This window comes from Acinetobacter sp. D009 (genome assembly GCF_038562025.1).
Taxonomy (GTDB): domain Bacteria; phylum Pseudomonadota; class Gammaproteobacteria; order Pseudomonadales; family Moraxellaceae; genus Acinetobacter; species Acinetobacter pittii.
This window is the reverse complement of sequence record NZ_CP151886.1, coordinates 3,762,163-3,774,562: the sequence shown is the minus strand read 5'-3', so window position 1 is coordinate 3,774,562 and position 12,400 is coordinate 3,762,163. Positions and strand designations below refer to the sequence as shown.

General features: G+C 37.1%; 11 protein-coding genes. 6 read left to right on the top strand and 5 right to left on the bottom strand.

What is annotated here, in order from left to right; all coding sequences use genetic code 11:
- Positions 1-146: 146 nt before the first annotated feature.
- On the top strand, positions 147-716 hold the full coding sequence (gene ampD / locus AAC388_RS17970; protein ID WP_342371022.1) for a 1,6-anhydro-N-acetylmuramyl-L-alanine amidase AmpD: 570 nt from the start codon (positions 147-149) through the stop codon (positions 714-716).
- A 72-nt stretch (positions 717-788) separates the two neighbouring features.
- Positions 789-2,339: a murein biosynthesis integral membrane protein MurJ gene (gene murJ, locus AAC388_RS17965; protein ID WP_171061948.1), complete on the top strand. Its 1,551-nt coding sequence runs from the start codon at positions 789-791 to the stop codon at positions 2,337-2,339.
- 47 nt (positions 2,340-2,386) lie between these two features.
- Here the strand turns inward: murJ and AAC388_RS17960 are convergent, their stop codons facing one another.
- The 5 genes from AAC388_RS17960 to AAC388_RS17940 form a co-directional block, all read right to left on the bottom strand.
- Positions 2,387-3,082 carry an FKBP-type peptidyl-prolyl cis-trans isomerase gene (locus AAC388_RS17960; protein WP_342371021.1) on the bottom strand — a complete coding sequence of 232 codons (696 nt, stop codon included), beginning with the start codon at positions 3,080-3,082 and terminating at the stop codon, positions 2,387-2,389.
- Positions 3,083-3,130: 48 nt separating this feature from the next.
- Positions 3,131-3,856, bottom strand: coding sequence for an FKBP-type peptidyl-prolyl cis-trans isomerase (locus AAC388_RS17955; protein ID WP_009387700.1), 726 nt, complete (start codon positions 3,854-3,856; stop codon positions 3,131-3,133).
- Between the two features lie 190 nt (positions 3,857-4,046).
- Positions 4,047-6,230 (bottom strand): polysaccharide biosynthesis tyrosine autokinase, encoded by a 2,184-nt coding sequence (locus AAC388_RS17950; RefSeq protein ID WP_342371020.1) that lies wholly within the window; start codon positions 6,228-6,230, stop codon positions 4,047-4,049.
- 18 nt (positions 6,231-6,248) lie between these two features.
- A complete protein-coding gene (locus AAC388_RS17945) occupies positions 6,249-6,677 on the bottom strand; it encodes a low molecular weight protein-tyrosine-phosphatase (RefSeq protein ID WP_171430532.1) in 429 nt (142 codons plus the stop codon).
- Positions 6,678-6,681: 4 nt separating this feature from the next.
- Positions 6,682-7,782 (bottom strand): polysaccharide biosynthesis/export family protein, encoded by a 1,101-nt coding sequence (locus tag AAC388_RS17940; protein WP_342371019.1) that lies wholly within the window; start codon positions 7,780-7,782, stop codon positions 6,682-6,684.
- Between the two features lie 355 nt (positions 7,783-8,137).
- On the opposite strand from AAC388_RS17940, the gene tviB reads away from it, so the two are divergent.
- Genes tviB through AAC388_RS17920 form a run of 4 tightly spaced genes read left to right on the top strand, consistent with a single transcriptional unit; the run spans position 8,138 to position 12,396 of the window.
- Entirely contained in the window at positions 8,138-9,412 is a 1,275-nt protein-coding gene (gene tviB, locus AAC388_RS17935) for a Vi polysaccharide biosynthesis UDP-N-acetylglucosamine C-6 dehydrogenase TviB (RefSeq protein ID WP_342371018.1), read from the top strand.
- Between the two features lie 13 nt (positions 9,413-9,425).
- The gene (gene wecB, locus AAC388_RS17930) at positions 9,426-10,550 is read left to right on the top strand and encodes a UDP-N-acetylglucosamine 2-epimerase (non-hydrolyzing) (RefSeq protein WP_342371017.1); all 1,125 of its coding nucleotides are present in this window, start codon (positions 9,426-9,428) and stop codon (positions 10,548-10,550) included.
- Between the two features lie 37 nt (positions 10,551-10,587).
- Positions 10,588-11,841: a UDP-N-acetyl-D-mannosamine dehydrogenase gene (wecC, locus tag AAC388_RS17925; RefSeq protein ID WP_342371016.1), complete on the top strand. Its 1,254-nt coding sequence runs from the start codon at positions 10,588-10,590 to the stop codon at positions 11,839-11,841.
- A complete protein-coding gene (locus AAC388_RS17920) occupies positions 11,842-12,396 on the top strand; it encodes an acyltransferase (RefSeq protein WP_342371015.1) in 555 nt (184 codons plus the stop codon).
- Positions 12,397-12,400 lie beyond the last annotated feature (4 nt).

Below are 12,400 nucleotides of genomic sequence, written 5' to 3'. Positions count from 1 at the left end.
TAAAACTTGCGATATATTAGCATCGTCGACCTGAAAAATAAGCTATTTTATGAGATTAATCGCGATAAACAATCGCATTTACTACTTTGAAAAGCACATAACTGTTTTAAACTAAAACAATTGGCAAGCAATTTATTGGCGTCTCAATGAAGCAAATCACAGCGTATGAAGTTATAGATGGACAATTAAAAGGGGCGAGACAAATCCCTTCTCCAAATTTTAACCAGCGTCCGACTGGCACCGAAATTCAAATGATTGTGGTTCATAATATTAGTTTGCCACCGTCTCAGTTTGGAGGCGGCTATATTGAGCAGTTTTTTCAAAACAAGTTAGATTGGTCAGTTCATCCTTATTTTCAGACTATTGAAGGCATGCAAGTTTCTACACATCTGTTAATTTTACGAACAGGTGAAGTTCTGCAGTTTGTTAATTTTAATGAGAGAGCATGGCATGCAGGGCGTTCAAGTTATTTAGCCAAAGTAGAATGCAACGATTATTCAATTGGTATAGAACTTGAAGGAAGTGATGATTTACCTTTTGAAGACTTACAATATGAAGTGCTAACTGACGTTGTTACCGCTATCCGTCAGGCTTATCCTGAAATTAAAAACCATATTGCAGGGCATTCAGACATTGCACCGGGCCGAAAAACCGATCCGGGGCCTTATTTTAAATGGCAACACTTTAGACAACTGTTAGCACAGAAAAAAACTTGAGTTTGTTCATCATTTCACAACGAAAAGATTTTCTAGTTTCATTACAATAGCGTCTTTCGAATATAGCTGTAGGTGAGTGCGATGGCATTGTGGCGATCGACTTTTATTGTCAGTGCAATGACGATGTTGTCACGAGTGTTAGGGCTCGTGCGTGATGTCGTATTGCTCAACGTGTTTGGTGCAGGTAAAGATTTTGATACCTTCGTCGTCGCTTTTCGTATTCCCAACTTCTTTCGACGACTATTTGCCGAAGGCGCCTTTTCTCAGGCCTTTATCCCAGTCTTAACTGAATATAAAACGGGTCGAGCACACGCTGAAGTACAGATCTTAATTAGTCGGGTATTTGGCTGTTTGCTAACAGTTATGACCTTACTGACTTTTGTGGCTATGGTTTTAGCACCTGCAATCATCTATATGTACGCACCGGGCTTCCACAGTGATCCGGAAAAGTTCGATTTAGCTGTCAGCATGTTCCGTTTGACTATTCCATATTTAATGTTTATGTCGCTCACGGCTTTTGCCAGCAGCATCTTAAATAGTTATGGCTCGTTCGCTTCACCTGCTTTTTCGCCAGTTTTATTAAATGTAGCGATGATTGCAGGAGCGTGGTGGCTTACGCCGTATATGGCTGAGCCAATCAAAGCATTAGGCTGGTCAGTTGTTGCGGCTGGGGTATTACAGTTAGCGATACAAATTCCTGAATTGTGGCGTAAAAACCTACTAATTCCACCTAAAGTTGATTTTAAACATGAAGGTGTAGAACGTATTTTAAAATTAATGCTTCCAGCATTATTTGGTGTATCGGTGACTCAGATTAACCTGCTGTTAAATACGATTTGGGCATCTTTTATGCAAGATGGTTCAGTGTCTTGGCTCTACAGTGCCGAACGTATGACTGAGCTACCTTTAGGTTTAATTGGTGTTGCGATTGGTACAGTAATTTTGCCTTCACTTTCTGCCCGTCATGCAGAGCAGGATCAAGCAAAGTTCCGCGGCATGATCGACTGGGCTGCAAAAGTCATTGTATTGGTAGGATTGCCAGCAAGTATTGCTTTATTTATGCTTTCAACACCGATTATTCAAGCATTATTCCAGCGCGGTGAGTTTGATTTACGTGATACACAAATGACAGCTTTAGCGTTGCAATGTATGAGTGCAGGTGTAATTTCTTTCATGCTCATTAAAGTATTTGCACCAGGTTTCTATGCTCAGCAAGATACAAAAACACCAGTGCGTGTAGGTTTAATGTCTGTTGCCGCTAATGCGATTTTAAACGTTGTATTTATTGGCTTCTTTAAGCTTATTGATTGGCATGCAGAACATATGGCACTTGCACTAGCGTCTTCAGGTTCAGCGTTAGTAAATGCGGGTCTACTCTACTTCTATTTGCATAAGCGTAATATTTTCCGATTTGGTTCACATTGGAAGAAATTGGGACTTCAATATGGTTTAGCAAACCTTGCTATGATTGCAGCGCTTTGGTTTGGACTCAATTGGTATAACGGAGAGCTTTCACAGTGGTTACGTGTTGCCGAAGTCGTAGGGCTATGCGTAGTTGGGATAATTGCTTACCTGATCGGTTTAATTCTTACGGGTTTTCGACCAAGAGATTTAAAACACTAAAAATAAAAAAGCGATCTTAAATGATCGCTTTTTTTATACTAATACATTTATTTTGGCAAAACTTGTAGTAATTCAATATCGAAAATTAAAGTGCTATTCGGACCAATCGTGTCACCTGCACCGACTTCACCGTAAGCGAGATTTGCAGGGATAAAGAAACGGGTTTTACCGCCTTCTTTCATGGTTTGTAGACCTTCAGTCCAGCCTGCAATCACTTGGCTAAGCTGAAACTCAACTGGATGATTACGTGCGATTGAGCTGTCAAATACCGTTCCGTCGAGTAAACGACCTTCATAATTCACTTTGACACGTGATACAGCTTTAGGTTTTTTACCTGTACCTTCTTTTAATACTTGATATTGGAGGCCTGATTTAGTCGTGATTACACCCGATTTTTTTGCATTATCAGCAAGAAATGCAGCACCAGCTTGAGCATTTTGTTGCCCTACTTTTTGAAATTCAGCAAGCTGCTTAGCTTCTAAAGTTTTTTTATAATCATTAATCGCTTTCGCCATTTCTTCGTCAGTTAAGCGTGCGGTTTTGTTCTGAGCACCTTCTTGTAAACCCTGATAAAAAATATCAAGATTTAGATCTGTTAAAGCATCAGTATTATTACGGCCCATTAAATAGCCATAGCTATAGCTAAATTTTTCTTTTGCTGGGCTTTTATTTGTAATAGGTGCAGCAGCAAAAACAGATAAACTCATCGTTGATGTTGCAATAATTAAACCAATTTTTTTCATGCCGTTTTCCAAAAAAAGGAGAGTACTGTTTTACTCTCCTGAATATTTTTATTTCACTGAAATGAGTTCTACATCAAAAATCAGCGTACTGTTTGCTGGAATACCAGGAAGTTCCTGAGGACCATAAGCAAGATTAGATGGAATAAAGAACGTCGCTTTACCGCCTTCTTTCATGAGCTGAAGCCCTTCAGTCCAGCCTGGAATAACCTGATTGAGAGGAAACTCAACTGGCTCACCGCGCTTATAAGAACTATCAAAAACTTGACCATTAATTAATCGGCCTTCGTAATGTACTTTCACCATAGATTGCGCAGTTGGTTGTTTACCTGTGCCTTCTTTAGTGATGATATATTGCAAGCCAGATGCTGTAGTTTTTACACCAGCTTTTGTTTTATTTTCTGCAAGGAATTGAACATCTGCAGATTCAGACGCTGCACCAGCGGCTTGCTGTGGTTTATCTTGTTGTTGCATTTTTTGCTGCAATTCTTTTTCATAAGCAGCAACAGCAGCTTTTAACTCTTCTTGAGTATAAGCACTTGGTTGCTTATTACGAGCATCATGAATCCCCTTCACAAATGATTTTGTGTCTAGTTCAGGTGGAGTTTGCTGAGCAACTTCGTACCCAAGAACATAACTGATTTTTTCAATTGGAGAGGCATTTTTATTTGCTTTGCTTCCGACTTCTGTGGTCGGATGTTGGCTTGCATAATAAACTGGTACAAGTGCAGCACCGCCTAAAACTACAGCGACAGCAATGGGTAAGGCTTTACTCATAAAAGGTTCCAAAAATAATCATTTGAGTCTAAAAAGGCTGCTTTTGATCTTAGCATGCTTAAGCATAGAATGTTTAAGAAAAAAAACGAGTGGTTTTTTATATATTTTAGTTAGTTTTAGTTGGAATAAACTTAAAAAATCTTAAATAAAAAACCGGATCATTTGATCCGGTTCTCTTATCACTTTACGATTAATCTTCTTTTTGTGCTTTATAAGCATAGGCATAGTTATAGCCATAACCATAGCCGGCACTAGCACGTTGAATATCGTTAAGGATAAAGCCGTTGACTTTAACACCTGCTTGTTCAAAGCGATTAAGCGTTAATTCAAGCTCTTTCATTTGTGATTTAGCATAACGGGCAACAATTAAGTTCACACCAGTATATTGCGAAATAATAATACCATCGGTTACTGCCAGCACTGGTGGAGTATCAATAATGATATGGTCATATTGGCTTTGTAGCTGTTCAAGTAATTCTTTAAATTGGTTTGAACTTAAAATCTCTGAAGGATTAGTTGGGCTCTTACCACGCGTAATCACATCAAGGTTAGCAACTTGAGTTTTGTGCAATACTTTTTGTAGATCAGCTTGTCCACTTAACAATTCAGAAAGACCCGGTTTCACATCAACATCAAAATATTTGTGCATATAACCACGGCGCATATCGGCATCAATGAGTAGTACGCGTTTATCACCTTGAGCGAAAATTGTTGCAAGGTTGGTCGAAATAAATGATTTACCCACTTCTGGAGAAGGGCCAGCAATCATAATGATATTATTTTTTGCATTTGCTAAAGCAAAGTGAATCGCGGTACGGATACTACGTAAGCTCTCAATTGCGATGTCATCACCATTTTTAACAGCAAGAATAGGAATACTCTTCTTTTTCTTTAAAATTTTGATGCGACTTTCTTGAATTGGAGAACGAGGAACAGTTGCATATACTGGTAAATCCAGCTCATTTTCAATTTGACCAGAGTCTTTGATGCCTGTACGTAACATATTACGTAGTAATGCAATTACAGTACCAATAAATCCGCCTAAAAACAAAGATAAGATTAGGACTTGTAATTTTTTAGGCTTAATTGGTTCAACGGGCTCAACAGCCGTGTCTACAACGCGTACATTGCCAATTTCACCTGCTTTCGCAATACGCAGTTGTTGGTAAGAATTTAATAATGCAGTGTAGAGTTGTGTTTTAACTTCCACTTCGCGATACAGCTGTAAGTATTGGCGCTGTACATCTGGTAATTGTTTCAAAGTACTGTTGAGTTCACCAATTTGTTTATTAATAGCAGCAAGCTGGCCATTAATTTCGCGCATTGCTGGGTGCTCAGCTGTATATTTTGCCGCCATTTCTGCTTGCTTTTGTTCAAGCTCAGCCTTTCTAGTTTCTAAAGTAATACTTTGGGTTAAATACAACTCAGATTCTTTGGTGACATCAACTGTATTATACTGCTGACGGAATTTATTGAATTGGCGCTCTGCGTCATCTAATTGTTTTTTCAGATCTGGGAGTTGTTCATCCAAAAATTTTAAAGTCTGAGCAGATTCAGCCGAACGACGTTCAATATTTTGTGCACTATAAGTTGCCAAAATTGCATTTAAAACTTTAGTAATATGTTCTTTGTCTTGACCTTGATAGTTTAAACCTAAAACACCTGTAAGCTTACCTCGTTCTGCGACCGAATAGTTTAAGCTAAGTGCATTTACAGCAGCAGGTATGGATAAATTTTTAATATTATAAGTTGCATTGAGTTGATCTTGCGTAAAGATTGCAACCTTCCAAGTACCATGTGGTCCTGTAACTTGGCTTAACTGATTAATTGGTACTGTTAAAATAGTCTGCTCAGTACTAGGGTCAGTTAAACGTAAAGATTGTTTATCAAAATTTAGAAGTAAATTCTTATCTAAATAATATGCAGGCACTTCAAACTGGCGAACTTCAAAACTTTTTAAATCGTCTTTAAATAAAACGGACTTTTTAGTATATTCGGTTTTATATTCACCATCGCTTAATAAACGATGAGTAAAAGTGTTTTCTGTGCTGGAAATCTGAATATTTAAATGCAAATCTTTAATTACAGAACCTAACACTAAACGAGATTTTAAAATTTCAATTTCTGCTTGAGCTGGTGATTTTTGCTCAATCATTTGTGATAAATCGCCTAAAAGAGCAGCAGAAGCCCCTTTGCTGTCTTCAACTTGAACCAAAGCATCAACCGAATAAGTATCAGGCGTTACACGTAAATAGAGTAGTGCACATACAAGGCTTAAAATAATGCAGAGGGCAATAAGTTTCCACTGAGCTATCAGGGAAAAAAATAATTCCTTTAGATCAATTGTATCTTCGGTATTAGTATTTTGGTTCATAAGCTTAAAATCTGAATGTTAAATATAAGGTTTCCAGTCATCAACACATTGCTGTATGAGTTGGCAAGTTTCATCAAAAATAGTTTGATCATGTTGATATGGATCTGGCACATTTTTGTTTTGCCAATGTCCTAAGCGATAGGTTTTACCTTTTGCAAAGGGCCAAGTTTGCTCAATATGTTTTTGCTGGTTGTGACTCATGACTAAAATCAGGTCAGCTCTTTTGATATGTTCTGCACTAAGTTTACGTGCAACATGAGGCTCCATATCAATGCCTAATCGTTGCATACAAAGTCGAGCTTTTTCATCAGCTTGATGACCAATAAGCCCTGAAATACCTGCTGACTCAATATTTAATTGGGGATATTGCTGTTTAAGGAAATACTCAGCCATTGGGCTTCGGCAGATATTTCCAATGCAGACCACCAAAATATTCTTAAATTGCATAATATTATTGTCCCAATCGATCTATATTATATAAAGCGCTTGAGAATGGAATAATTTGATTAACAACACGTTGCCAGCGAGTCAAGCCAGTCGCATCAACATATACAATATCATTACTACGTAATTTAAACTGATTGGCTAATCCGAAATCACCAATACTCATTAAATTTAAATGGTAAAGCTCAGTTGTACGGTCATTTGGATTGGTACGTAAAACATAAATACGACTAGCACTAGCAGATAAAGGATTTAGACCCAAGCTTTCACCTAGAGCATCACTTAGCGTCATACCCTGATCACGCATTGGTAAAGCTTGATTCTTGCCAGATTCACCCATGACATAAATTTTCTGGTTTTCTCGGGTACTGACATAGATTGTGTCATTTGGTTGTACTAAAAGTTTATGTAACGAATAACCCGCTTTTTCTAACTCAATCGTATTTAAGTTATATGTAATGCCATTACGAATGAGTTGAACGTAGGTATTGTCACCTTTATCGGTTACTCCTCCAGCAAGACCTAAAGCTGTGTATACACTTACTGGTTGATCGCTTAAGTAGAACTGGCCACCCTTTATGACGCTGCCTTGAACAGAAAAGCGTTGTCCCTCATAAGATAGTACGCGTACTATCACATCAGGATTTTTTAAAAAACGGGCCAGTTGGCTGTGAAGTTCACGGTTCACTTGAGAAAGAGTTTTGCCAGCTGCTTTATAACGCCCAACTAGAGGAAACTGGATGTAACCAGTTTGGTCGATTGGATAACCACTTGCTTGTACAGATTGTTCATTATTAACGTTGTTTACAGGTGGAGTAATTTCAGGATATGCCCAAAGTTGAATAGAAAGAACGTCTCCAGGGCTTAAACGATATATGGGTTGTTGGCTCTTAAAAAGAGTTGCATAGTTACGTTGATAATCAACCTGTGCGGGCTGTATTGCGGGCAGAGTTTCTTGTGAAATTTTAACCACATTAACCGTAGTTCCAAGGTCGGTTTTATAAACGCCTTCACTTGGAATATCATAAGTTTGTAAACCGGAGGTAACTGCACAACTAGCAGCACTTAAACTTAAGGCAAGAACAGAAAAAAACTGGCAATACTTCACACGCGACCCTTTGTGTATTTATCTTTAATTGATATTGTCCACTGCATAGTAACAAGTGTCTATTAAACGCAGGCTGAAGAGATTCTAGCTGAAAAGAAATGAAAAAACATCGAAAAATCGTATAGCTTTGTATGTTTAGTTTATCTGAATGGCTTATTTAGACTGTGGTCATTGATCAGAAATATTAAAAATGTACTGTTTTAGCTAAACTAATAAATTGTACTTATAAGTACTGTAAACACATTTATACAATTGGTGTTCGGCGCTAACTTAAAATCTGATATAGTACGCTGCAATGTAAGTGCCAAAAGCATGATTTATTAGATATAAACTCTAAGGAAAAAGGCTCGTTTATATGCAAATTGCCAATTTAAAAATAGCAATTATTGGGTTGGGCTATGTAGGCTTGCCATTGGCAGTTGAGTTTGGCAAAAAAGTACCTGTTGTTGGTTTTGATATTTATCAAAAACGTATTGATGAACTCAAAAACGGTAAAGATCATACTTTAGAAGTATCAACACAAGAATTACAACAGGCGTTGCAATTAAGTTATTCTGCTGATTTGGGTGATCTAAAAGACAGTAATTTTTTTATTGTTACCGTTCCAACACCAATTGATGATTTTAAACAACCCGATCTCACACCTTTAATCAAAGCATCGACCAGTATTGGCAAAGTGCTTAAAAAGGGTGATGTAGTAGTATATGAATCTACTGTATACCCAGGCGCAACCGAAGAAGTATGTATTCCGGTTTTGGAAAAAGTTTCAGGTTTAAAATTTAATCAGGATTTTTTTGCAGGTTATAGCCCTGAGCGGATTAACCCAGGTGATAAGCTTCACCGCGTAACTAATATTTTAAAAATTACTTCAGGTTCTACACCTGAAATCGCTGATTATGTTGATGAAGTATATAATCTGATTATTGAGGCAGGAACTCATAAGGCGCCGAATATAAAAGTAGCAGAAGCTGCTAAAGTGATTGAAAATACTCAACGTGATGTCAATATTGCTCTTATTAACGAATTAGCACTTATTTTTAATAAGTTAGATATAGATACGGAAGATGTATTGAAAGCTGCAGGGACGAAATGGAACTTTTTGCCATTTCGACCAGGGTTGGTAGGCGGACACTGTATTGGCGTTGATCCTTATTATTTAACCCATAAGGCTCAATCTATTGGATTGCACCCAGAAATTATTTTAGCAGCTCGTCGCTTAAATGATCGTATGGGAGAATATGTGGCGACGCAACTCATTAAAGAAATGGTAAAGCGTCGAATTCAAGTAGTTGGTGCCCGCATTTTAGTAATGGGGCTCAGCTTTAAAGAAAACTGTCCAGATATTCGTAATACAAAAATTATTGACTTTATTAAAGCTCTTAAAGAATACGACTTAGATTTAGATATTTGTGATCCTTGGGTAGATGATACAGAAGTCCAACACGAATATGGTTTAGCACCAGTTAAAGAATTGAAGCAAGGTGTGTATGATGCGGTCGTTATTGCAGTCGCTCATGATCAGTTTAAAGCAATGACTGCGCAAGAGTTTCACGCATTAGGTAAAGCCAATCATGTACTTTATGATTTGAAATATGTATTAGATCAACAAGAATCATCTATACGGTTATAAGGAATTAGTTCAGGTGAAAAGAGTTTTATTGGTATTTGGAACAAGACCAGAAGCAATAAAAATGGCGCCATTAGCCTTAAAATTACAGCAAAATATTGAAGACTTCGAAACTAAAGTTTGTGTAACTGGTCAACATCGCCAAATGCTGGATCAAGTTTTAGAGCTCTTTAATTTAGAACCAGATTTTGATTTAAACTTAATGAAACCTGGACAAACATTATCTGATGTAACTTCTGGCGTTTTAAAAGGTTTAGAACAAGTTTTTGAGCAATGGTTACCAGACGTAATTCTTGTTCATGGAGATACAGCAACGACTTTTGCTGCTTCATTAGCAGGCTATTACCATAAAATTAAGATTGGTCACGTTGAAGCTGGCCTGCGAACAGGTGATCTTTATTCGCCGTGGCCTGAAGAAGCAAATCGTCAGCTTACAGGGGTTTTGGCAAACTATCATTTTGCTCCTACAAAATCTTCTTACCATAATTTAATAAAAGAGAATGTGAATCCTGAAACTATTATTGTGACTGGGAACACAGTTATTGATGCGCTGTTGCAAGTGAAAGATAAAGTTGAACAAGATGAAGCTTTAATTCAGAAGTTTGAGCAAGAGTTTAAGTTTCTTGATAAGAATAAGAAGTTAGTTCTAGTTACTGGTCATAGACGTGAAAACTTTGGTCAAGGTTTTTTAAATATCTGCACTGCATTAGCTAATCTTGCAAAAAAATTTAGTGATATCCAAATTGTATATCCTGTTCATTTGAATCCTAATGTGCAAAGACCTGTAAATGAATTGCTATCAGGTATAGATAATATCTTTTTAATTCAACCCCAAGATTATTTGCCATTTGTGTATTTAATGAACCGTAGTTATCTCATCTTAACTGACTCAGGGGGGATTCAAGAAGAGGCTCCTTCTCTTGGAAAACCTGTCTTGGTTATGCGTGATACTACTGAACGACCAGAAGCTGTTGATGCAGGGACTGTGCGTTTAGTTGGTACTGATGTGAATACAATTGAAAAATCAGTATCGGAGTTATTAGAAAATACCTCAGTATATAATGCTATGGCTGCTGCACATAATCCTTACGGCGATGGCACTTCTTGTCAGCAAATTATTGATTTCTTAAGAAGAAGTTAATTTTTTTATTATTTTATTTTAATTTAAAGTATTGAATATGAATAAGTCATTTAAACATATCTGTGTTATAGGTTTAGGTTATATTGGTTTACCAACAGCAGCAACTTTTGCAGCACATGGAATAAAAGTTACTGGTGTGGATGTTAATCAACATGCCGTAGATATGATTAACCAAGGAAAAGTGCACATTGTTGAACCCGACTTAGATGCGTTAGTGCGTGATGTGGTTGCACAAGGTAAGTTATCTGCTCAAACTACTCCATTAGAAGCTGATGCATATATAGTTGCAGTTCCTACTCCTTTTAAAGATGACTATCAACCTGATTTAAAATATATTGAAGCAGCTTCTAAAGCCTTAGCTCCTTTTTTGAAAAAAGGTAATCTCGTTATTCTTGAGTCTACCTCACCTGTAGAAGCAACCGAACAAATGTCAGCTTGGTTGAGCGAAGCTCGCCCCGACTTAAGTTTTCCTCAGCAAAAAGGTGAAGAGGCAGATATTTTGGTAGCGCACTGCCCAGAACGAGTATTACCAGGTAAGGTTTTGCAAGAACTGATTAGCAATGACCGTATTATCGGCGGTATGACACCGCGCTGTTCAAAAGCAGCTTGTGAGCTATACAAAACCTTCGTGAAAGGTGAGTGTATAGAAACAAATGCGCGTACTGCAGAAATGTGTAAATTAACAGAAAACTCTTTCCGAGATGTTAATATTGCCTTTGCAAATGAGCTTTCTATTATTTGTGATAAGTTAGATATTAATGTTTGGGAGTTAATCTCTCTCGCAAATCGTCATCCTCGGGTAAATATTTTACAACCAGGCCCTGGTGTAGGTGGACACTGTATTGCTGTTGATCCATGGTTTATTGTGGCTAAAACACCAGAACAGGCGCGATTGATTCGTACCGCACGTGAAGTAAATGATGCAAAACCTGAATGGGTCATTGATCAAGTTAAAATTAAAATTGCCGAATTTTTACAAGCTAACCCAAATAAGACAATTCAAGATGTAACGATTGCTTGCTATGGCTTAGCTTTTAAACCTGATATTGATGATCTTCGCGAGAGCCCAGCATTAGAAATCACTAAGAAATTGGCAGAACAAGGTTTAAATATTCTTGCAGTAGAACCGAATATCAATGAACTCCCAAGCCGGCTTCCTTCAAGTATTAAACTGATTTCTGTTGAAGAGCATCAGCAAGCAGACATCCATTTAATTTTGGTCGATCATAAACAATTTAAAAATATGGACCTCTCTTTTTCTTATGTTGTAGATACGAAAGGTATTCTATAAATGTATAATTTATTTAAAATTTTTTTTAGACTGGGAGATTATTTTAGAGGTCTAAAACTTTTTTTGCTTATACATTTATGTGGAGGTGTTTGTAAAAGTATTCCTAAAGTTGGGAAAAACGTTATTTTCAAATATCCTCCCCATAAAGGAATTGTTATCGGCAAAAGATGTGATATAGGAGCTTTTAGTCATTTTGACATACCACCATTAGGTCAATTAATAATAGGTGATCATGTGAAAATGACACAAGGAGTTGTGATTTCTGCAATTAATAAAGTTGAAATACAGAATAATACTCTAATTGCGGAGTGGGTATCTATTAGAGATGCGCAGCATTTATTTGATAAAAGTGAACCAATAAATAAACAAGGGATGAAGAGAGGTGAAATTTTAATAGAAGAGGATGTGTGGATAGGTCGTGGTTGTAGTATTTTTCTAAATACTATAATTCGTAAAGGTGCAATTATTGGTGCTGAATCTATTGTAAAAAGTATAGAAATTCCATCAATGCAAATACATGCGGGTAATCCACTTAAATTTATAAAGAATAGATAGAGTG